Raw genomic sequence first — 24,018 nt, 5'->3', positions numbered from 1 at the left:
GGTCAATATCACTGGAATTTGCAGATATGCTATAGGTCAAAAATAGATCAAAGGAATAATTAAAAAAGTAGATTCGAAAGTGAATGAAAATAGATAATTAATCTATCGAAAAGTAGATAAGTATAGGTCAAAGAAATAGTTGAAAAAATAGGTCTGAAAAAGGAATTTCATAGATATACCAGAGGTTAAATAGTTAAATATAGATCATGATTAAGTTTAAAAACCATCTATTAAAATTAATACGTTTTAAAACATATTAATTCGGAACAATATAGATAATTACAGATCTATAACCAATGTAAAATTTTGATTAAAATGATCTATATGAAAAACAAAAAAAACTAGTATCTTACCTATGAATATACTAGTTTTTCTTTATAATTCATAGGTCATTAACCTTTCAAACTCGCAATTATTGCTCTGAAACTCTCCAAACCTATTTCTACGTTTTCTATATTTTTTTTACAAATTAAAAACATAACAAAACATTTTATTCGACAACTTATTTTCCATAGGAAAATCCGGAAGTAGCCATTGAAGCAAACCGCTGATGGGCTTAGTTTTTATTTTAGTTTCTTAATTTCTTTGTCGTGAATAAAATAAAGGTTGTTTTTTGCTCTTGAACAAGCAACATAAAATTTATTCTTTGTTGTCTGTGCTTTAAAATTGATTAGTTCATTACCATTCATTTGTTTAAAAATTTCATCATTTATAATTACACATATATTCTCATAAGTTAAACCTTTACAATTTCCCCAATTGTCTGAATTGCATTTGAAGTCGTAATGTTTTTGATAAAAGAGTTTAACAATTGTGTCGTCTTCAAAAACATTTTTAATTTCGTTATGGTCTGTTATGAGTTTACATTCTGTTTCATAATCAAATTCAGATTTAATGTCAATACCAATTCTACTATTGATAAATTCGCAAGTAGTCTTGCTACATCTTCTACTGTTCAATAAGGTTGTTGTGTCAATTTCAATTCCTGATTTAACGAATCTGTCTGTATATGTTTTTATGTCGTGATGTAGTGATTTATTTGTTTGTTTATCTCTGCTTGTGTCAAAAGTATGTTGATAAAAATCCCCAACTAAAAGTAAATTAAACTTTCCTGAAAATAAATGTAGTAGAAAATTATAATCGTTACCAGCAAAATCTTGTATTTCGTCAATTAATAAAAAGTCAAAATATTTTTCCGTACGTTTTTTTACATTTTCTATGATATTATCAGTTATTAGTTTTGAAAGTCTATTATGATATAAATATCTTGATTTGGTAATAACACTATGGTCATAAATACTTTTCGGATATTTCCAAGATATTCCCTTTTCATTAATTTCATCAGACAAGTATGGCTTGTAACAAAAAGTATATAGGTATGAAAAATAGTTTAAAACTTTGATGTTGTTCGGAAGGTATCCAAATCGTTTTATAATTTCATTGATTAAATTTTGTGTACCACTAATAGTATATGTAATTAAAAGAAATCTATTGTTTTCATTAAGCTGTTGAACAATATAATAAGTTTTTCCTGAACCTGCTACTGCAAGAATTAGTCTTTTATTATCCATTGTAATGCTTCGATAATATAATCAGGTGAAGTTATTTTTGATTCTGCTTTGTCTAATAAAACAAATGAAACTTCTGCTTTATTATTTAACATATATTGCTGAACAGATAAAGTTCTTCTACCTTCTTTAAATAATGTATCGCAAATTTCTGTATTGGCTTCATACATACAAATTTCAAAGGTACTTTTGGTATTGTCTGTATTTGAAAATGCTTGAATAATTTCAGGGTTATATTTTGAATATTTTTCTACAATTTTATTTTCATAATCACCATCGTTATCTGAAATTATAGCAGTTTTAATATTTAATCTTGTTGCAATTTCAAGGTAACGCTCAAAACTTGTTCCGTCAACTGAAATAATATGAACATTTGATGCCTTAAGTTCCATATTATTTGCTTGACGAAAAAATGTTTCCATTAAAATATATTCTGCGTCTCCTTCAACTAAAACAACCTTATTTGAAAGTATAAATTGTAGAATATTATTATCTGGTGCTTTAATGAAAAACTTTGCAGTTGTTTCACTTAAATCTGAAAGTTTAGTCAGTTGGTTAGAACTACTATTGAGCAATATGCAATTTCTCAAATCTAGTCTCGTACTTATTAAATCACTGTGTGTTGCAATAAATATCTGTTTGTTGTCAGCCTGACTAATTTTATTAATCAAGCTTTGTGTGTTTAAATGACTTAAATGATTTTCTGGTTCTTCCAATAAAACTATATCTAAATCATTATCGTTTTTTGCCAAAGCAAGTTCTGATTTTATTATACATTGTTTTCCTTTGCCCTTATTATCTATAGAAATTGAACCGTCATAAATTGTTAGGTCTGTTTCCAAGTTAGACTTTGAATTTGATTTTATCCCAAGTGTGTAATTTCCTATTTTCTGAATTTTTGCGTTGATTTCAGTTAGAGCTGAAATTTTAAATTCATTTTTAGATAGTCTATATTTATGCTGATGTGTGTATTTTTCTTGTGGTTCTGATATGTTTGAATTGTATATTTCCTTTACATATTCTTTCATAGCGTATTCACTACTAACTTGTGTGTTGTCAATAAGAATATGTTTTAAGCATTTTGTATAAGAATTAAATGTCTGCCCTGAAAAAGTTTGAAATTCTATATTATAAAATTCAAAAGGAAATATGCAGTTTGGGTCTTTTAATATTTCTGATATTATTTTACTATATTCTTCATTGGCTTTGCAAACTAATTTTAGTCCATTACATTCTTTTTTTGCTGAATTATTTTTACCTTCTAAAAATTCGTTTGGTTCATCATTCAAAAAAAGTTCAACAAATAAAATAGGTAAATTTCCTAGTTTTCGGTCAGTTAAAAGAAAATTAGTTATTGCTTCAACATTGAATAAATGTTCTAAGCCAATTGTTTCAACTTTGTTCCTACTTCCACTTGTCGCTAAGTCAATTGCAGTTAAAATAGTACTCTTACCTGCTTCATTGTCGCCAACTAGCAAGTTTAACTTTGGGTCAAAGTCAACTTCAAATTTGTCAAACTTTTTGAAGTTTAGTAGTCTTATTTTTGTTATGTAACTCATAGTTTATAGTCTCTCATAAAATTACGTCTAACGTTCCCACGCTTGGCGTCAGTTGCGAACTTCGAAACTGATTATTTTCTGTTAAAGATAAAATTTCTTGCGAAATGTAAACGTGAATTTACCAGAAAATTCGCAATTGCGCCAAACGTGTGTTAGCTGTGGTTTTTTTCTATTTCCGATGGGTTTATTTTAAATTCTGCTTTAAATGTTCGAGAAAAATGAGCGAAACTTACAAAGCCAACGTCATAGTAAACTTCTACTGGTTTTTTGTTTTGTTTAGTAATTAAAAAATGTGCCAAGTCAAGTCGTTTTTTAATTAGCCACTTACTTGGTGTTTCTTTAAATATTTCTTGAAAATCTCTTTTGAATGTTGAAATACTTCTTCCTGTTAGTTTTGCAAATTGTTCTAAAGGAATATTGTGCGTAAAATTTCTATTCATATAGGCTTCTAAATCAATTTTAAAATCGTCTTGAAAATTGAAAAGAAGATTTTGCATTTGTGTTTTTTTAATCAAAAGCTCTATGATTTCGTTGGTTTTTATTGTCGCCAAATTTTCGGTTAACGCATCTGGATTTTCAAAATAAGGAACAATAGAATCAAAAAAACCTTTTAAAAATGGGTCGTGAGGAAATATAAAATTTGGTTTGCCTGTATATTGTCCTTTTGGTAAAATATTATGTTCTTTAGAAAAATTATAAAGTGTTTCTTTAGGCAAAAAAATACTAATTCCCATAAATGGTTTATTGTCTTGTGGTAGTTTTTGCGTTTTTACCAATTGATTTTTTGATATAAAGCCAATGTCGCCTGTATTGTATTCTGTAGTTTCTGTTCCGTTATTTATTATCATTTTTCCTGTTAAGATAAATGACAAAGCAAAGTCTTGAACAAACGGCTCAAAATCTTTTTTTGGTTCGCCTGAGCAAGAGAAAAGTATATTTATTTGTGTTCTATCTTGTAACATTTAGGATTTGAAATGTGTTAATTTTTCATAATAAATTATCGCTCTTTCTTTTGAAAAGTAGTCAATTATAGCAAAAGCAGAACCAAATAAAATCAACGCAATTGCGATTGCTTGCCAATGAATATTTTTTACAAAATATAACAATCCAAGAGCAACAGCAAAACAAACCAAACTAATTCCAATTGACATTGGATAGAGGTATTGAAAATCTTCGACACGTTTAATTTCTGTTTGGATGAATCGTTCTTGATTTTCATTGAATTTTAGTTCGACTTGTGCCACTTTTTTGCGGTTAGAATAAATGCTACCTATACCAATTGCTGTAAAAAAGATTCCGATAACCAATAAAGGAAAAAGCAACACTTTAGCAGAGGGTAAATTTCCGTATAAATAAAATAGGAATGCAATTGCAATTAGAAATAGACCAAAACCTAATATAAATTTACCTTCAAAAATTTCTCCGTTGTACCAATCAAAAGTATTTTTTATCATAATTTTATTTTTAAATTAATAAACAAAGATTTATCAGTAAACTGATAAATCTTTGTAAAAATATTCTATTTATTTTTAATATGATTATTTTGCATTATAACCGCCATCTATGTTTAAAATAGTTCCTGTCATAAATGTATTTTCGTCAGATGCTAAAAAGTAAATTGCTTTTGCAATATCTTCAACTTCACCTAATCTATTCATTGGATGAATTGCTTCAATGCTTGAAACATCATAGGTTCCTGAAGCAATAGCGTTTTTTAAAATATCTGTTTTAATTGCTCCTGGTGCAACTGCATTAACACGAATTCCTTGTTGTGCATAATCAATAGATGCACCTTTTGTTAAACCTACAACTGCGTGTTTTGATGCGTTGTATTGTGCGGTTGCATACAAACCATTTAATCCTGCTATGGAAGCTAAATTTACTATTGTTCCACCACCTGTTTTCAGCATTTCTATGATTGCATATTTCATTCCATAATAAACTCCCATCACATTTGTTTCAAGCATTTGTTTTAAATCGTTAGATTCTGTTTCTGCTAATACTGCATTTCCTAATGAAATTCCCGAGTTGTTTACGATAGAATCTAATTTACCAAACTTTTTAACAGTCGTTTCAATAACTGATTTTACTTGTTCTTCGTTTGTTACGTCTAAGGGTAGAAATGTAATGTCAGCACCATTTTGTTTAAAGTCTGCAATTACAGATGCTTCTTTGTTAGCGTTTCTACTAGTTATTACTACATTGTAACCATTTTTTGCAAAATGTAAAGCTGTTGCTTTTCCAATACCTGTTGTTCCGCCTGTGATAATTACTGTTTTTTTCATTTTGTTTTATTTTTAATGATTTATACAGCAAAGGTAAGTCGGTGTTAAATAATAAATTTGTCTGTGAGGTTCAATATCTTTGTCTGTCGAGTTTGTGCGGTCGTTCGGTAAAATCACAGCTAACTTGTTTATATGCTCAGTTTTTTTGCTATTTAGTTGAACATAGCTAGCTATTTTGGGGTAGATATGCTCAACTATTGTTGCGTATTATTTTTTATAAATCTTTAATCTGCTGAATATTTTTGGTACTCTATACACTAAGTTAATTTACGTCTTATAATGTATCACACTATCATTAGCAAACAACTGCTAATCTTTTTCATCCGAGCAATTTATTCTGGATTCTGATTAACCATTGTCATAAAAAACTTACTTCCCAAACGTAAGAAAAAAAAAGATACTAAACAACCCGTAAAAATACCTGATTTTCAAACCAGGTATTTTTACGGGGGTACCTTCGGGAGCTAAAGTAAATAAAGGGTTTCAATAAATTTTACGGAAAACCGTAAATGATGTTTAAAAAAACAAACATTCTAAAAATCAATTATTGCTCAAAGCAGGCAATAATGATTCATCTTAAAATATTAAAAATAAGAAGACTTTATTCATTTAATAATGAAAAATTATTCCCTTAAATTCTGTAAGTCTACAACATAAACATTACCTCCTATCTTTTTAACTCTTTCATCTGTAATGAATAATTCCTCATTATTTTTAAAACAAATAGCCTCTTTTTGGGAATAGTGTTTTAAATCTAATTCTGTCATTTTTCCCGAAGTTATGTCATCTTGTGAATAATTTTCAAAAAGCCATACTTTGGAATGTGATAGTAATACAAATTTTGAACCATTAGTACTAATAGCTGCGCTTGTGATCGTACAATTATGGTAATCTCCACAAGTTGTAATTGTTTTTATTAGCTTAGCTTGGTGGTGTCCTGGTGAATTTGGAATTTTATAAATGTAACTGGTTCCATCAAAACCTCTGCTCCTATTTTTTGTAAACAAATAAAAATTATTATTGTATTCAAAAAAAGCTTCCACATCAAACATTAAGTCTTTCTTTTTAGGTGGAAAATCAGTTTGTTCAGGATAATCGAAAGTAACTTTGTAAGCTGTTTTTACTTCATTATTTTGCAGGTCAGAATGATTTATTTTATGAATTGCTAAATCTTTCCTAACATTATCGTTGTTCCCAAAGTCACCAATATATAAATTTCCTTTGTTATCAAATGTTACATCTTCCCAATCTGTATTTTCAATATTTGTTACTGAAATGATTTTTGTGATTTTTCCTAAAGTATCAATAACCACTACTTCATTTGGATTACCGCTATCTTCAATGGTGTAAAGTAAATTATTAGAATATGCTATACCTGAAATTTCTTTAAGCTCTTTAGGTAAGTCTGCGATTTGTTTTAAAACTGTAGCTTCGTTTTTATTTTCACACGAATAAAACAAAACCATTATTACTCCTAAAATTGCTTTTATCGTTGTTGTCATAATTTTTAAAATTGAAAACCTAATGAAAATGCTGCTCTCATTCCGTCTGAAGAATTGAATAATCCTATGTTTGCGGAAAGCAATTCTGCTCCATTAATAAAAAATCCACCACCATAAGAGTTATGCCATTTTTTTGAATCTTCTTCATTTAACCAAATTCTTCCGTAATCAAATCCAGAATAGATTCCAACTCTAATAGGAATTAACTTGGTTTTCATAGAGCTAAAACTATATCTTAAATCCGTATTTTGATAAAAAGATTGATTTCCTGTAAATCGTTGATTTCTAAAACCTCTTAAACCATCTGTTCCACCAATTGATGCTGCTTGATAAAATTCAAATTCGTTTCCAAAATTGATGTGACTTTTTAATTTAGTTGCTACAACCCATTTTCCTTGAGCATCTATTTTATGATTGAAACTCACATCTGGTATAATATAATTATAACTTCTATTACTGTCGTCTAAGTTGGTCTTATGCCCTATCTGTATATTGGTTTTCATTCCCATTGTAGGATAGGCTTTGTTATCATAATTCTCAAAATTAAAAGTATAATTAGTCCCAAAAAATTGCACCTCATCAAAAATATAACTTGGTAATTCTGGATTATTTTCAACAAATCTATTTTGCGTGTTGTGTACTTCAATATTATCATAATTTAATCCCAAAGCCATACTTACACCTGACCTACTTCTCCACTTTAATTGTGGATTAAAATTTAAGCTACGAACTTTAACTCGATTATAATCTAATCCTAAATCATCATCAAAATTGGAGATTTCATTACCATAACCAAAAAAGTTAAGCGTAAAATTAGGACTTTGTATTCCTGCATTAAATTCAAAATTGATTTTTCCGATAATGTTTGCCAATTCGAATCTGTAGCTTACTTCATAACCGCTTGTTGCAAAATAATATGCTGCTTTTAATTGATGTTGACTTGTAAAAGGATTGCGTTCAAATCCGTAATTTGTAAATGTGTTATTGAAACCTATTTTTAAGCCATCATCTGGATTTGCCCCAATAATTGGAATAAATTGATTTTGACTTGTTTTAACCTTTTTGAAATCATAGGTATTAATATCATAACTATCACTAAGCTTCAGTGTTGCTTTTTTAGCAAGAGCTATGTCGTTTTTCTTTGTTTTATAGTCATAAACCACAATGTTTTTTCCATTTGGAATTATGTATTTGTCGTTGTTTTGACCTCCAATAAGTCTAATTTTAATCTTATTACTTTTACCAATCATTTCGAATGAATCATCATCATCTAATCCATACATCCAAATTTCATTGGTAACATTTGCTTTATAAATCGTAGTAAAATAAATTTCATTACTATTGTCTTTTTTCTTTCTTTGAATCGAAACTTCTATATCATTATTGTCTAAACTGCGAATTAAAAAAATATCTTTTTTGTTAGTTCCAGTAACTACTGCATATTTACTTAACAAACTAAAGTAGCGATCTGCTATTTTTTGTAAATTACTTCTTCGTTCTTTCAAAATCATTTTTATATCAACAATGGTTTGGTCGTTTAATTCAGAGGGTACATTTGAAAAAGCATCATCTATTATTTCATCCGTAATATTACTCTGAATAAATGCTACCTGTTCTTTCCAATCTTGTTCATTTAAATGACTAACAAATGCTTTGTCCAATGGGAACGGTTCAATATTAAATCCTTTTACATCGGCTAAATCATCATCATATTTTCGCAATAACTTTGCCATTGGAATTAACTTAACAGCAGCACTAAGAATGAAACCATCAGACATTATTGAAAAAGCTTGGTCTCTGTCTCTTGGCAATGGCTTGAAAATTATTTTGTTATCTTCATTGAATTCTAACCATCTCCATTGGTCTTGATGTCTATCCCAATCGCCAATGAGCATATCGAATAATCTTGCTCTGATATATTCTTTTTCATCAACAACTTGATTTTCATTTTCATGAATTTTTCCAAAAACATCATATGTACTGTAAATGTTTCCTGTAAAATTTTCATCTTCAAGTGAAAGGTTACCATCAGCAGGATGTTCTTCAAAAAGATATAATTCATCTCCAAATTCAGCATTAAATTGTCCTAATGCTTCGTGTTTAGGAATATAGAATAGTTTTGAATTCAACTTATTGATTTTTATTGCATCAGATAATGTACCAATTACAAATGGTGCATAAGGATATGCACCTGTAAAAACATCTTTCACTAAATCTTCTGAAGCTGTATTTTCAAACTGTTTTTGTACATACTGATTTTTAAACATAGAGGCTTGGATGTATTGAACTGCACTCTTTTTCATCGCTCGCATTACATATTGTTTGCCGTCTTTGGCTTTTAATCGAAGTGTTCTTGATTGTGTTCCTCCACCTTTTCTTATTGGTGTTAAACCACCAAGTAAAGTATCTAAAGTAACCACTTTTGCTGTAATAGGTGTACTGTAATATTTTCTGTATCGATTACCCCAAAGAAAACTATAGAACCTACTTTTTGAAGTTTCTTTATCTGTATAAATAGATACTTGTATTGAATCTTGAAATTTCTGTGCTACTATATCTTTACTTACTACTTGATTTGGCTTGATTACTGTTGTTTGAAATTCAACTTTACTATTTGTAGCATTTATAAATTTTACTTGTGAGGCTCCATTTTCAAATACCTCTAAAATAGCATAACCCTTGACAGCGTGAGCATAAACACCACCATCAGTAATTTTTACTGGCTCTACTTTTGAACCAGAACCACTGATAATTTGTGGTATATCATTTTTAATGATATACTGCAAACTATGATCGTGTCCTGATACAAAAATTACATTATCATTTTGTTGAGCAGCAGCTGTCAGGATTTTTTTTAATTCGTTGTAATGGGTATTTTGAATGTCTGCATTACTTATTCCAGTACTTTTACGAAGAAGATTTTTTAAACTTCCTAAAATTGGAAATGGTGACATGTGGCTTTTAAATGAATATTTCCCTCCATGAGGACCATTTGTGAACATTGGGTGATGAATCGCCACAATAGTGGTTTTTCCTCGTGCCTTTTTTATCTCGCTTCTAAACTCATCTAAAAAATGATTCCTTGTTTTAATCTCGCAATTTTCATTTATTGTTGGGTGATTATCCCAATTGGTAATGTACCATTGTGAATCCACAATAATTAATGTAATATCCTCCGTAATATCTATACTCTCTATTGGACAACCATTTTTAGGCAAAAAGGATTTTTTTCCTAATTTGCTTTCAACATATTCTTGTTGTCTTTTGAGTCCTTCGTTTCCGTTACTATACCAATCGTGATTCCCTGGAATGAATATTGTTTTTCCTTTGAATGAAGTTGCTATGTCGATTTGCTCTTGTAATTTGTTTTCAGCCTCATTTCGAGTTATATCTTTATTATTAGGCATTCCAGAAGGATAAATATTATCTCCTAAATAAAGTAATGTGCTGTTTTTGTCTGCATTATTAAGATTGTTTTTTAAGGCATTTGAATTATTTAGACTATCCTTGAATACTCCATTACCAGCATCTCCAACCAAAAAGAAAGTATGTATCTTTTTTCCAGATTGACTACTTGCTCCTTCTTTATAATTATTGTCATATTGCAGTTTATAAGTAGCACAAGATTGTACAACTATCGTAAGTAGTATTACATATGGAATAACTCTCTTCATAAAAATTACGGTTATCTAAATTTAAAAGCAATTAAAAAAGCTAAAACAGAAATAATAATTCCAAACATAAAAATGGTATATGCCACTCGTAACAAACGGTATTTTTTTTCTAAAACTATGCCCAAATGGTACAAATCTTTAATCATAGAATTATATACATAATCTTTGTCTTTCATCAATTCATTCATAGCCCAATTGTAATCTTCGTATGGCATTTTATAAAAATTACCAAAAAATAATAAGTTCACTTTTTTTTCATCAACTTCCTTTCTAGTAAAACTTCCTTGTGTAATACTTGGTCTTGTTGCCAAAATGGCAAAAGTAATGGCAATAACACTTGATATTATTAGAGTTAAAGTAGGTATAATTAAATGGGCATTTGAAGGATTGTCTAACTTAGGAATAATTGTAGTAAGCGAAACAGAAATAATGATGGCATTTACTGATAACAAAATATTTGCCTTATTATCTACTAAACCACTAAGATTATTATGATTGTTAAGTGTAGTTCTAAACATAGTATCAATACCTCTTTCGGGTTTAGTTTCTTTGCTTTTCTTTTTGCCTTTATCACTTTCTATTAAAAATGATTCTGCATTTTTTTTATCTTGAGGATTATTATCTTCCATCATACTATTGATTTTGTAGTTTTTGTTCTATAATATTTAAATTTAGTTCTTTTAAATTTTGCCAGTTGTCTTTTGCAAACTTTGTATAGTATTGATGCTTTTTCAGAAACTCAACATTAAGATGGTACCAATCTTCATTGCAATACTTTTTATTAATTGATTGTTCCCATTCATTTCTTAATTGTTCTAATGTATTAGGATAATTTTTATTTGCTAAATGAACATTATCTGCATCTTTAATAATATTTTCTGATTTGTTTGAAGGAGTATAATCAAATTTAGTTGCCATAATTAATTTGGCAACATTTTCTTGAATGCCAACTGCTATATTTTTGGCTCTTAAAAATTCTAAAGCAATATCAACACTTTGTAATTCATGTTCATCTGAACATTCAATGTAACCGGCATCATGGAACCAACCAGCTAAAAGTAAAACAGTTTTTGTTTCTTCATCTAGTTTTTCAGCTTTACAGAGTGTCTCAATCCCTAAAACTACATTCTTTGTATGATCTAAATTGTGATATGAAAATTTAGTATCTAACCTTTCTTGAAAAAGTTTCGTGATAAATGCCTCAGCTTCTTGTAATATGGCATTTTCTAAATGTTTTACTTTAACACGTAGCGCTTTTAAACCTGAAACTGCTTGCAAATCCTCTACTTCTAATTTTTCAATTTCGTCTTCAAGTATGTTTTTATGTTGTAAGTATTTGATATACTTGATGTATTCTTTTTCTTCTGAGACATTAGAGTACACAATTGTGATTTTTTCTTTTTGCGTAATACGCTCGTTAGAATTTTTCACAAAAGCTTTATCAATCCTTTTTTTAACAACCTCATATCGAGCATTATAAGAACCGTCTACATCAAAACGCTTTTCATCCATTCTGAAACGTATTGAAATGGGCGAACTGAATGCTAAAATTAAAGATGTTACATCAAGACTATAGGGCAAAGTTACTTTTAACTTATGATGCTCTAATTCCATTTCACAAAGTGTTTCTAATTGCCACAAACGAAGATTATGCAAATACATAGTATTATACTCTTTGTTAGGCTCTATAGAAGCTCCAATATATAAATTATGCTCTACACCATCTGTCTTAAAACGTTCATAATAATGAGGAAAAATTTCTTGGGCTTGTTCTTGTTTAGCATCTAAAATAGAAGCCATTTTTTTGTTGATACTCATTATCGTATCTTCAAAATCTTTTCTGGTTTGATAAAACATCCCAGTTTTTTCATCTATCTTATTAAAATAGTCATTTATAAGGTTTTTTGAACTCTTATTTAATGTCGTGTTCTTTAAAAAAGTATGGATTTCAGTTTCTATATAGTGATGAATGATTTGTTCTAATTCATTCTTGAATGGTTGCTCTAATTCTCTTAAAAAACTTTCTAATTCAAATTTTTTCTGTTCAATTACGCTAATTTTTTTGTCTGAATTTAGGGTATCAATGATTTCAATTAATTGATTGATTTGTACTTTTAAATCATTGACAATAGCACTAATTCTATTTTCAGAAGAACCCTTAATATCTATTTGACCATATAAAGGAAATACCTCTTTAAATACAATTTCTTTGAAGTTGTAATCCTCTCTTGCGCTATTTGAATAAAAATAATTTTTAGCTTCTTTTTTAAATTTCCAATATACACTTTTATGAATGGAAGTATATTCTTTTTGAATAATTGCTTCCATTTGATTTATCATATCATTGCTATTCTTTTCAACTGTATCGGATAAGTATGGTAAAATTAATTCTAATTTGTTAGCGTTTACAGAGTTTAAAGCTCTTACTGTTGGCGAAGCTAATTCAATTAATCCTAATAATTTATTGTCCTTACTCACAGGAGCTAATAAAAAACTTTGAACACCTTGATTCATCAAATGATTAGAAAAACGGTAGTTTTCTTGTTTCGCATTATGCTCTTTAACATTGGGAATGATAAAATGTTTATTGTTTTCAATCAAGCTTTCATAAGAACAACCACAAAGTGCATTTTTACAATCTGCTTCATTTTCATTTAAAAGGATAAAGCTTTTTAAATTTTCATCACTAAACGGAGGCTTCATAAATAAATCTTCCTCTTCATCATAAAAAGTAAAACCTACTTTTAAATCAGGGATTTTAAACACTGATCTAAAAATAGATTCAAAACTTTCATTGAGTTTCGCTTTATCTGCATCGGATTTTAATAAATTCGACTTTAAATTGGAAACAGCACTTTCGACCGTGACATCAACTAAAGAAACAATTGCAAATCCTTTTAAAATCCAAGAATCCTCTGGAAATGCTTTTTTCCATAACTCTAAATTATCATAATTATCAATTAATTCCTCTATTTCAGTTTGATTTAAAAACTTTGTTTCTTCAGTTGAAAATATTTCTAAAAAATCGGCATTATACAAAATTCTGTAGTGCTTTACAATACCGTTTTTGTCAGGAATATCATAAAATAATGGCTTTCCAAAATCGATATTCTGATTGTAATATGCGTTTAAGATAAGCGTACAATTCATAATATAGAACTGGTGTTCATCCATTTCTCTGATGCTCATATCAAATGAAACACCAACATCATTTATTATTTTCTTAAAACGTTCAGAGTAATTAAATGTAATATCGTAAAAAGGAAGCGTTACCGCCTTTATTTCATTATAAGTGAGTGCTGTTGGAAATAAGTCTGCTAATAGATACTTAATTATTTCTTGATTATTTTCAATAATTTCAAGGTTATCAATTCCTTCTCTAAACTCTGGTTTGTCTTGAATTTGACCTAATAAACCTTTTGCATAATTGGATCTGTAGTCAATATCTGATAATGCTATTTGTTCCAATCCTTCAATTAATTTGTGAAAAGAAATTAAAATCTTGAAAGGACTAATGTATTTGTAATTCTTAATCATAGAATTGTATTTAAAACAAATTTAAGCAATATTTTACTTTTTTATTGTTAAAGACTTCTTTAAACAATTTCCTTCATTATTGTATATAAAATGTAATAACAAAATAATATCCACTAAATGCATCATGGCATAAAATGTATTGTAATATTGGAATTCTGATTCTAAAAAAAATGCTTTGAGAAAAGATAATTGCACATAAAAAATTGAAATAAAAATAAATATACCAAAGTCTCTCTTCGTTATTTTTCTTATTGTAAAAAAAAGCAAAGCACCAATTAAACAGGGCAAAATACTTGAAAAAACAACGTTCAACATCGTTAATGGTACACTAACATCAACTTTAAGTCCATTTGAAATTTTTCCATTACTAAAAAATATAAAAAACATAATTCCATTAATTACCAATGCAAAACCAGAAGCAATTATTCCTGCTAAAAGAGACTTTTTAAAACTTTTATTTGGTTTCATCATTTTGTAATTCTTTAAAATTAAATCTCAAAATATTTAATCTATAAACGTATATTTTTTACTTATAATGAGAAAATCCCTATATATGAATTCCTCCTGACACTTCAATTCGCTGTGCATTTATCCATTTTGAATCATCAGAACATAAAAATGCAACTACACTTCCAATATCATCAGGTAAACCAACTCTGCCTAAAGCAGTATTGTTAGCAATCATATCATTTAAAACTTTATTATCTCTTACAGCACCTCCACCAAAATCAGTTTCAATAGCTCCAGGCGCTATAGAATTCACCCTAATTTTTAAAGGTCCAAATTCTAATGCTTGATAACGTGTTAAAGAATCTATTCCTGCTTTCATTATAGCATAAGCAGCATAATTTGGATAACTAAAGCGTACTAAACCTGAAGATGTATTAACAATACTTCCTCCTTCTTTAATCAATGGAAGGAGCTTTTGCGTAAGAAAAAATGGTGCCTTTAAATGAATACTTGACATAGCGTCAAAAGCAGCTTCTGTTGTTTCAACAATTGGAGCATAATAAGCCGAACCAGCATTGTTAACTAAGGCATTAATCTTAGTTTCACTGAAATCTTTTTCTAAAGTTTCTTTTAGGTTCGAAATGAAACCTTCAAATGATTCTGATTTTGAAACATCTAACTGAAGTGTGGCTGATTTTTTCCCTAAGTATCTTATTGTATTTGCTACATCTTCTGCATCCTTTTTATTTGTATGAAAGGTGATAATTACATCAAAACCACTTTTTGCTAATTGTATAGCCGATTCTTTACCAAGTCCTCGACTTCCGCCTGTTAACAGGACTATTTTATTATTATTTGTCATTTTTTATACTTTATAGTTTTATCATTTAGTTGACTTATGGTCTTATAAACTATTTTAACGCTGTGAGTTAAATTCTACCACCACCGTTTACAATTATTTGTTGCCCATTTACCCAACCTCCTTCAGCACTTGCAAGAAATGCCACTACACTAGCAATGTCTTCTGGCTCACCTAATCTTCCTAAATTCATTCCTTGAGCAATTCGTTCCATTTCTTCATTAGAAACTTCTTTTTCCATCATAGGCGTTCTGGTTGGTCCTGGAAAAATACTATTGACTGATATTTGACGATGACCAAGTTCTTGTGCCAAGATTTCGGTAACTACTTTTCCAGCTGCTTTACTAGGAGAATAAATACCAAGACCTGCTGCTGGATAAAGTGCACTTGTAGAGGAAATTTGTATAATTCTTCCGCCATCTCTTACTTTTTTGGCTGCTTGTTGCAAAACAAAATAAGTTCCTTTATAGTTCACAGCATTAATACGATCGAAGTCGTCTTCTGTAACATCAGCAATCGGGATTCCCATTTTTGCTATTCCTGCATTAGCAACTACAATGTCGATTCCTCCAAATTCTTGAATTACAGCATCAAAAAGACCAATGATTTCTGAAACTACACCAACATTTGCCTCAAAGCTAACTGCGTTTCCTCCAGTTTTCTTAATTTCATTAACTACTTCATCGGCTGATGAAGAATTGCCAATATAATTAACGACTACCGTGATTCCGTCTTTCGCTAAACGTATTGCAATAGCACGACCAATGCCTGTTGCTGCTCCAGTTACCAAGGCTATTTTTTTTGTTGAGGTTGTCATAATTTGATAATTATTTTACTTGAGATTTTATTATTGTATCAGCAATTTTTTCAGCAACTGCAATTACCGTTATATTTGTTGCTGCTGAAATAATATCTGGAAAAATAGACGCATCAACTATGCGAAGTGATTCCACGTGATGAACTTTTCCTTCTAAATCAACAACAGCTTCTTTAGAATTTATATCTCCCATCGGAGCACTACTTGTAGGATGAGCGTAACTTGCGATATTTTGCTTAATGGCTATTTCCAATTCTTCATCTGTTTGCACTGAAATACCAGGAGCTAGTTCAGAATGAATAAAATTAGAAAACGGAGGCATTGCGGCTATTTGTCTTGCAATTTTAGCTCCTTCTATTATTCGTTTAGTATCGTATTCGTCATCCAAAAAATTTAAATCTACTTTTGGATTGATGTTTGGATCTTTTGTTTCAATCCATACTTTTCCTTTAGAGTTTGGCGTGGTTACTGCTACTCCCAAGACAAAACCCATTTGTGTTGGGCTATATTCATGTGGGAAAAGATGGGTAGCCGTAATGTGTAAGTCTAATTCTCCTTCTTTCGAAATAGATGTTGATGTCCATAGATTTGCAGCAATGGGAGGAGTTATTTTGTCCACCATTTCTTTATGTAGTGCAAAAGCAGCATAATGAAAAGGATGGTCTTTCATATTCTTTCCTACAGGAAGATTAGCAATAACAGGTATGTCTAGTTGTTCTAAATCGCTTTTTGTTCCTATACCTGAACGAAGTAGTATTGCTGCACTCCCATAAGTACCACCAGAAAGTATAATTTCGTTAGCAAAAAATTGTTCTCCATTTTCCAATAAAATTCCAATTGCTTTTTTACCTTCAAACAAAACCCTATCAACAATTGCTTCTGATATAATCGTAAGGTTTTTACGTTTGCGAACAATATCATTAAGATAGGCCATTCCTGTATTTACTCGCACACCATTTAATACATTCATACGATAAGGACTAACACCATTAGCATCAGCTCCGTCATAATCTTCGATGGCTTTGTAGCCTACATTGATTGTTGAGTCAACAAAAGCTGCCTGAACCGCAGTTAAATCATTCTTTCCTAATTGACGAATCGGTAATGGACCATCAAAACCATGTATTGCTGGGTCACCTGAATCACTTGTTTCCAATTTTTTGAAATAAGGAAGAACATCTTCATAAGACCAACCTGGAAGATTCCAGTTTTTGAAATCTTGTGAACGTGCTCTTACAGCAGCTGCTCCATTAATAGCAGAACTCCCTCCTAAAACTTTTCCTCGTGGTAAATCTATTTTGTTTCCATAAGTAGTAGGTTCCGATTGAAATCCCCAGTTATGCTCTGCATCTCCTCCAGGATTATTGGCACTTGAAATTGCACTAGGATAATCTGAGGCTGGATAGGCTTTCCCTCCTTCAATTAATAAAATATTTTGATTGCTTTTCTCACTCAAACGTGATGCTAATACAGCTCCTGCTGATCCACCTCCAACTATTATAAAATCATAATTAACGGAAGGGTTTTGTGAATTTTTCATAAGATTTATTTTTTAATCGTTAAATTCTTTTTGATTTATTTTGAACAGATTATGCCAAGTAAATCATTCTTAACTATGCTAAAACCGAATAATCGGTATAACCTTTTTCATTTCCTCCATAAAATGTAGTACGGTCGGCTTCATTGAGTTCAGCGTTAAGTTCAAAACGTTTTACCAAATCGGGATTTGCGATAAAAGACACTCCAAATGAAATCATGTTTGCAATTCCTTTTTCTAATTCTTGTTCTCCTGTTTCACGTGTATAACCCGCATTTGCAATTAAAAAGTGTTTGGTTAGCTTACCCAATGTTCCTATTACATCTCTTGGGTATTGAGGTAATCCATTTTCAGGTAGAAATAGCGCATTCATAAGATGAATGTATGCTAATGGTAATACATTCAATTTTTCTATCAAATAAGTATAGTCTTCAAGTGGATTACTATGTAAAATACTATTGTAGGGCACGCTTGGAGATAGCTTAATTCCTACTTTATCAACACCAATAGCTGTTACCATTTCTTGCATTATTTCCAAAATAAAGCGACTGCGATTTTCAATATTACCACCATACTGATCTGTACGAAAATTTGAACTTTCAGCTAAGAATTGGTTTGGTAAATATCCTGTAGCAGCATGCAATTCAACTCCATCAAAACCTGCTTTCATTGCATTGATAGCAGCTTGCTTGTAATCTTGAATAACTACTTTTACTTCAGCTGTTTCTAAAGCTCTTGGAATTTCATAATCCAAAAGACCTTGAGACGAAAAATGTTGTTGTCCTTCAATTGCAATAGCTGATGGAGCAACTGGTAGATTTCCCATTTTATCTACTGAATGAGCAACTCGACCAGTATGCCAAAGTTGAGCAAAAATTTTACCGCCCTTTTGATGAACTGCATCGGTGACTTTTTTCCATCCAGCTATTTGATCTTCGGTATAAATTCCTAAAGTGAATGGACTCCCTAATGCTTGTTCTGAAATATTTATCCCTTCTGTTATTATTAATCCCGCACTCGACCTTTGTGTGTAATACAAAGCCGTTAGATTATTAGCAATTCCGTTACCTTCACCACGAGCTCGAGTCATCGGTGCCATTGCTATACTATTTTTAAATTTTAAGTTTCCTATTTGATTTGGTACTAATAATTTCATTTTAAGCACTTTTTTTAATTAATTTGATTTCTCCATATTTTCCTGCGTAAAAATCTCGGTATGCCTCCGCAATTTCACCTAACGTATTCATTACAAATGGTCCTTCAGCTACTATTGGTTCAGTGTATTCTTCTCCTCCAAATAATAACACCTCAATCGCAGTATTAGACGTGTTTTTAATTTCTATTTCGCCTGCATTTCTTCCAAATTCGATAAACTCTCCTGCTTGAAATTCTTCATCATTAAGAAGAGCATTTTTAGTAGGTAAAAAAGCTGCGACTTCCGTTTTTTCAACCATGTTAATCGAAAATTCTTTACCTGCTTCCAATTGAATATGATATAGAAACTGTTCGGAATAATTTGGAATTTTAGAATTCAATCCTTCATAATTACCTACAATCACTTTAATCCAACCGCTATTGTTTGACAGTTTCTTCATAGGTATTTCCTCTGCTTGGATAGCAATATGAGCTGGGCTTTCTGCTTTTATTTTTGCAGGAAGATTAATCCAAAATTGAAAACCATGAACGTATTTACTATCAGTAAGAGAATCATAATTAAAATTCTCATCGTGGATAATTCCATTACCAGCTTTCATCCATTGTGCACCACCAGAATGTATTTCGCCTGTATGACCAGCACTATCAAAATGTTCTACTTCACCTTGGAGAATATAAGTTAATGTTGCAATTCCCCTATGCGGATGTGCTCCCATCCCATTTTTAGTAATTGTCTTTTTAATTGCAGGAGCTACATAATCAAGAAAAACAAAAGGTCCAACTTTATCAGCATAACGATTAGGCAATAATCGATTAATTGTCAAAGGTCCTAAATCGGCTCTGTATCCTTTTGTTGAAAAACTAGTTTGCTTTTTCATTACTTGCTTCATTATTATTTAATTTGTTCTGGAAATAATAGGATACAACCAAAATCACTAAAAATACAATTGGTGGAATAGCAACAGACATAGCATCACCAACTGAAATATGTGCAATAAATGCAGAAAGGAAAGTTATAGCAAATCCGAAATAAGCAAATGATTTTATCTTATTTGAAACCATTGGAAGTAATAAAGCTAAAGCACCTAAGACTTTCAATACGCCTAATTCAATTCTGAAATAATCTGGAAATCCTAAATGCACGAATGCCGCTTTCATATCAGGATTAGTAAAATAACCAAATGCACTAAAAAGCATCATAGCACTAATAATTCCAGTTGTTGTCCAATAAATAATTTTGTTTGTTTTCATTTTTTTTTAATTTTTAAATGTTATTTTTTTTAATTTCTATGATGTAAAGTTGCATCTAAAACAAACCTGAAAGCGATGAGATATGATAAAAAAAACCGTTGATAAATGTCAACGGTTTTTAGTTTTATTAGGTTTTACGACAACTATATTTTTACTACAATTTTTCCAAATTGTTGGTTAGATTCTAGATAATTATGAGAAGCAATGATGTCATTAATGTTAAAAGTTTTATCGATAACTGGTTTTAATTTTTCTTCTAATAATCCTTTATCAATAAAAGTGATGGCTTGCATCAAAACTTCCATATTTCCCATTACCTCAATGGCAGAATACCCTCTAATGGTTGGTGTTTTCATTAAAACATCAAATGCTGGAAAACTTGCTGGTTCATGACTTAAGGCACCATAAACAAATACTTTTCCGTTTTCGGCTACAGAACTTAATAGATTGCTGAATTTAGCTCCCACAACAGGATCTAAAATTAAATGTGCGCCTACATTATCAGTAATCTTTAAAACTTCAGTTGCAATATCTTGTTCCGATGTTACAATTACATGAGCTGCCCCAGCTTTCAGTAAAGCTTCCTTTTTCTTAGGTGAAGTAGTTAGTGCAATAGCAATTCCACCAACATAGTTTGTCATTTGAATAGCTGCCAAACCCGCACTGCTTGAAGCAGCATTAATTAAAGCAAATTGACCTGCCTTTAATTGACCTGAATGTACTACCATTCCATACATTGTTAAATAACTTGTCCAAACAGAAGCAGCTTCATCAAAAGTCAGATTAGAAGGATATTTGTGAACGGCATAGGCTGGCATATTAATATATTCACCATAAGAAGCATAATTGTGTAATGAAAAACCTGGAATAACATTTACGACATCACCAACTGCTAAGTGCTTAACGTCATCACCAACTGCCTCTATAATTCCAGCCGCTTCATAACCTATTTGTGCTGGAAAAATAGGATTTTCAATATACATTCCTTGACGGTACATAGCATCTGCTCTATTAATTCCAATTGATTCAACTTGTATTCTTACTTCTTGAGCAGCTGGAAAAGCTACTTCTATTTGTTCTACTTTTAATACTTCAGGAGCACCTGCCTCGTGAAAAACAACTGTTTTTGATAATTTTGTATTCATTTGATTTTTTTATTTGATTAAATTTAATTTGATAGGCAAATTTGCGATACAAGTAAGCCTCACAACAATGAGATTTGATAAAAAAAACCGTTGACATTTATCAACGGTTTTAATTAGATTGAGTTATTCAGCAGCAAAACTTCCACCACTCATTGCTTTCATAAATGCTTGTGGGTTCCAGTATTCACGATAGTTTACAATAAGTCCATCTCTAAAAGTTACGAAAGTTGCATAACTCATTTCATAAGGATTACCATTACCAATTACAACACCTGATGCACTCCACTCTGCAATAGCTACATTTTCATCATTTGTAGGGTAAATTTTTAAAGTAGGAAGAGATTTTACATCAATGTAACTTGGGTAATCTTTTAAATAAGCATATAGTGCATCACGACCTTCAAATCGTGATTGAGCGCCTTCTGGGGCAAAAGGGAATTCTGCAACTACATCTTCCGCACAAAGCTCAGACCAAGCTATCATATCTTTAGCAAGAAAAGTATCTAAACTATTTTGTAATAATTGGGTTGCTGGTGTGTTTTTTAAATTTTCCATTTTTGTTTCAATTTTAATGTTATTTTATTTTCTAATTTGATAAGGCAAAGTTGCATTAGAAAGTAATTCTATAACAATGAGATTTGATAAAAAAAACCGTTGATATTTATCAACGGTTTTTTATAAATGGATAAAAACTTTATATTATTTTAATGATTGTTTCCTTATTCTACTTAGGGTTTCTTTAGTTATTCCTAAAAATGACGCTATTAGATGTTGTGGAAATCGTTGAATAAATTGTGGATGATTTTTAGCAAATTCATCATAACGCTTCTCTGCAGTTGTACTCAAAGTTGCATTTAATCTTCTTTGATTTGCTATTGCATTTCTCTCATCCATTGAACGAATCATTTGAACTAAAGCAGGTATCTTTTCCATTAAATCTAACATTTCTGCCCTTGTAATAATTAATAAATCTGTATCTTCCCAAGCATCAATATTATATTTGGATGGAGTAAGCATAGTGGAACTTTCACGGTCATTTGCCCAATAGTTTTCGATATAAAGATGTACTATATGTTCAGCGCCTTTATCGTCAACACTATATTGACGCATTGCACCCTTAACAATAAATCCAGCGAACTTACAAACATCACCTTCTTGTAAAAAATATTGCTTTTTTCTAAGCTTTTTAGGTTGAAAAGTGGCAATAACTAAATCTTCTTCTTCTTTAGAAAGAGGTGAAGATGTATGTTGGTTTATATAGGCTATTAATTTTTCGTGCATTAGTTTACTAATTTTATTAAAAACAATGCAAGGTATAAAAAATGATTTTATTTAATCGCATTATTAACAGTTTGACTATCCACAAACTGTTCAAAGCTTATAATTTTTCCATCTCTCAATTTCCAGAGGTGAGCTACTCTTGCTGAAAATACTTTACCTGTAAGCTTGTAGGTTCCTAAATAAGTTCCGTATGCAACAACTTTGTTATCACTTGCCACATAATCCTCTGGAGTAAATTTATAATCTATCCATTCACTGCCCAATCTACTAAAAACATTTTTGATTACATTGTCTAATCCTATATAAGTTCCTGCATAAGGAAAACCTTTAGCTTCAGTCCAACTAATATCATCAGCAACATATTTTGCTAAGTTTTTACCATTTTCTTCCGAAGTTTTACCTTCGTAAGTACTCTTTATAATTTCAAGATTTGTCATTTCACTATTATTGATTGAACAACTTGACAACACAAAAAACATTATCAAGTTGTAAATAATTGATTTTACCATTTCATTTCACCTGTAGTTACTTTTGCTCCAATTTGTAATGCAATTTCAAAAGTTAATGTTGGATATTTTACTTTAATAGCTTTTATTAAATCTTCTGATTTTTTGCTTATTTTCAAGGCTTCTTCGTAAAATTGAATATACGTTTTTGTATGCTTTACAGCCGAAATATCGAATGGAGAATTAGTATTTGCGTGGGCTGGAATTACAATTTCAGGATTCAATGCTGTAATTGTATCTAAAACAGAAACCCAACTTTTTCGAGCTTCTGGCGTTTGCGCATCTGCCATCCAAAGGTTAAATGTTGTACCAAAAACATTTATTCCACCAACTACTGTTCTAATTGAAGGAATCCAAACAAAAGTCTTTGTTGGAAACTCTTCTAAACCAATAATTTCTAATTTATGACCTTCCAATTCAATAGTGTTTCCTTTTAAAACTTGGGGTAAAATTACGTTTGATGTAATATTTTTACCTAATCTTTCTCCCCAGACTTCTAATTTCTTTTGAGCTGTAGCCTTGATATGTTCTACTGTTGCAGGAGAGGAAAAAGCGATAACTTCAGGAAAATATTTTTTAAAAACTTCCAATCCGAAATAAAAATCAGGATCACCGTGAGATACATAAATAGTGGTTAATTTTTTCCCACTTGTTTTAATTTCCTGTGCTACTTTTTCGGCATCAGCCAAAGTAAATTGTGCATCAATTAAAATCGCATCTGTTTTTCCAGATACGATTACCGATGCTACTCCAAAACTATTTTCTGAAGCGTTATAAACTTGAATTTTTAAATTGTTAGCTTCAATAGTCTTGAAACTTTGTGCTTGTGATTCCATATTGAATAAAATTAAAATTGTTAATACTAGTTTTGTGATACTTTGTTTCATGTTCT

Annotated in this window: 21 protein-coding genes; all 21 read right to left on the bottom strand. The window is 30.5% G+C overall.

What is annotated here, in order from left to right; genetic code table 11:
- Window positions 1-563: 563 nt before the first annotated feature.
- The 21 genes from B2741_RS10350 to B2741_RS10250 all read right to left on the bottom strand — a co-directional run bounded on the left by B2741_RS10350 (window position 564) and on the right by B2741_RS10250 (window position 24,013).
- Window positions 564-1,571, bottom strand: a complete 1,008-nt coding sequence (locus B2741_RS10350) for a UvrD-helicase domain-containing protein (protein ID WP_291138566.1) — start codon at window positions 1,569-1,571, stop codon at window positions 564-566.
- Entirely contained in the window at window positions 1,553-3,127 is a 1,575-nt protein-coding gene (locus B2741_RS10345; protein WP_291138564.1) for an ATP-dependent nuclease, read from the bottom strand. The genes B2741_RS10350 and B2741_RS10345 overlap by 19 nt, the downstream gene beginning before the upstream one ends.
- Window positions 3,128-3,279: 152 nt before the next feature.
- Window positions 3,280-4,089: a helix-turn-helix domain-containing protein gene (locus tag B2741_RS10340; RefSeq protein WP_291138562.1), complete on the bottom strand. Its 810-nt coding sequence runs from the start codon at window positions 4,087-4,089 to the stop codon at window positions 3,280-3,282.
- Window positions 4,090-4,581: a hypothetical protein gene (locus tag B2741_RS10335; protein ID WP_173504070.1), complete on the bottom strand. Its 492-nt coding sequence runs from the start codon at window positions 4,579-4,581 to the stop codon at window positions 4,090-4,092.
- An 84-nt stretch (window positions 4,582-4,665) separates the two neighbouring features.
- On the bottom strand, window positions 4,666-5,412 hold the full coding sequence (locus B2741_RS10330; protein WP_173504071.1) for an SDR family NAD(P)-dependent oxidoreductase: 747 nt from the start codon (window positions 5,410-5,412) through the stop codon (window positions 4,666-4,668).
- Window positions 5,413-6,035: 623 nt separating this feature from the next.
- Entirely contained in the window at window positions 6,036-6,914 is an 879-nt protein-coding gene (locus B2741_RS10325; RefSeq protein ID WP_291138558.1) for a hypothetical protein, read from the bottom strand.
- Between the two features lie 5 nt (window positions 6,915-6,919).
- The gene (locus B2741_RS10320; protein WP_291138555.1) at window positions 6,920-10,588 is read right to left on the bottom strand and encodes a metallophosphoesterase; all 3,669 of its coding nucleotides are present in this window, start codon (window positions 10,586-10,588) and stop codon (window positions 6,920-6,922) included.
- An 11-nt stretch (window positions 10,589-10,599) separates the two neighbouring features.
- Entirely contained in the window at window positions 10,600-11,220 is a 621-nt protein-coding gene (locus B2741_RS13070; protein ID WP_349680408.1) for a Pycsar system effector family protein, read from the bottom strand.
- 1 nt (window position 11,221) lies between these two features.
- Window positions 11,222-14,125 carry an HD domain-containing protein gene (locus B2741_RS10310; protein ID WP_349680407.1) on the bottom strand — a complete coding sequence of 968 codons (2,904 nt, stop codon included), beginning with the start codon at window positions 14,123-14,125 and terminating at the stop codon, window positions 11,222-11,224.
- 33 nt (window positions 14,126-14,158) lie between these two features.
- Window positions 14,159-14,596, bottom strand: coding sequence for a hypothetical protein (locus B2741_RS10305; protein ID WP_291138553.1), 438 nt, complete (start codon window positions 14,594-14,596; stop codon window positions 14,159-14,161).
- A 76-nt stretch (window positions 14,597-14,672) separates the two neighbouring features.
- Window positions 14,673-15,437 (bottom strand): SDR family NAD(P)-dependent oxidoreductase, encoded by a 765-nt coding sequence (locus tag B2741_RS10300; protein WP_291138549.1) that lies wholly within the window; start codon window positions 15,435-15,437, stop codon window positions 14,673-14,675.
- Between the two features lie 67 nt (window positions 15,438-15,504).
- Window positions 15,505-16,251, bottom strand: a complete 747-nt coding sequence (locus B2741_RS10295) for a glucose 1-dehydrogenase (RefSeq protein ID WP_291138546.1) — start codon at window positions 16,249-16,251, stop codon at window positions 15,505-15,507.
- Window positions 16,252-16,261: 10 nt separating this feature from the next.
- Complete coding sequence (locus B2741_RS10290; protein ID WP_291138543.1) at window positions 16,262-17,791, bottom strand: GMC family oxidoreductase; 1,530 nt, start codon at window positions 17,789-17,791, stop codon at window positions 16,262-16,264.
- A 73-nt stretch (window positions 17,792-17,864) separates the two neighbouring features.
- Complete coding sequence (locus B2741_RS10285; protein WP_291138540.1) at window positions 17,865-18,944, bottom strand: alkene reductase; 1,080 nt, start codon at window positions 18,942-18,944, stop codon at window positions 17,865-17,867.
- A gap of 1 nt (window position 18,945) precedes the next feature.
- Window positions 18,946-19,833, bottom strand: a complete 888-nt coding sequence (locus B2741_RS10280; RefSeq protein WP_291138537.1) for a pirin family protein — start codon at window positions 19,831-19,833, stop codon at window positions 18,946-18,948.
- Window positions 19,805-20,194 carry a DoxX family protein gene (locus B2741_RS10275; protein WP_291138534.1) on the bottom strand — a complete coding sequence of 130 codons (390 nt, stop codon included), beginning with the start codon at window positions 20,192-20,194 and terminating at the stop codon, window positions 19,805-19,807. Before B2741_RS10275 ends, B2741_RS10280 begins: the two co-directional genes overlap by 29 nt.
- Window positions 20,195-20,337: 143 nt before the next feature.
- On the bottom strand, window positions 20,338-21,339 hold the full coding sequence (locus B2741_RS10270; RefSeq protein WP_291138531.1) for a zinc-dependent alcohol dehydrogenase family protein: 1,002 nt from the start codon (window positions 21,337-21,339) through the stop codon (window positions 20,338-20,340).
- 123 nt (window positions 21,340-21,462) lie between these two features.
- The gene (locus B2741_RS10265) at window positions 21,463-21,894 is read right to left on the bottom strand and encodes a nuclear transport factor 2 family protein (protein WP_291138528.1); all 432 of its coding nucleotides are present in this window, start codon (window positions 21,892-21,894) and stop codon (window positions 21,463-21,465) included.
- A gap of 144 nt (window positions 21,895-22,038) precedes the next feature.
- Entirely contained in the window at window positions 22,039-22,620 is a 582-nt protein-coding gene (locus tag B2741_RS10260) for a Crp/Fnr family transcriptional regulator (RefSeq protein ID WP_291138525.1), read from the bottom strand.
- 47 nt (window positions 22,621-22,667) lie between these two features.
- Entirely contained in the window at window positions 22,668-23,057 is a 390-nt protein-coding gene (locus B2741_RS10255; RefSeq protein ID WP_291138522.1) for a nuclear transport factor 2 family protein, read from the bottom strand.
- A gap of 65 nt (window positions 23,058-23,122) precedes the next feature.
- The gene (locus B2741_RS10250) at window positions 23,123-24,013 is read right to left on the bottom strand and encodes an MBL fold metallo-hydrolase (RefSeq protein WP_291138519.1); all 891 of its coding nucleotides are present in this window, start codon (window positions 24,011-24,013) and stop codon (window positions 23,123-23,125) included.
- Window positions 24,014-24,018: the final 5 nt, after the last annotated feature.

Origin of the sequence: Flavobacterium sp. UBA7663 (genome assembly GCF_002483315.1) — a bacterium.
Lineage (GTDB): Bacteria > Bacteroidota > Bacteroidia > Flavobacteriales > Flavobacteriaceae > Flavobacterium.
This window is presented reverse-complemented; position numbering and strand designations above follow the sequence as displayed.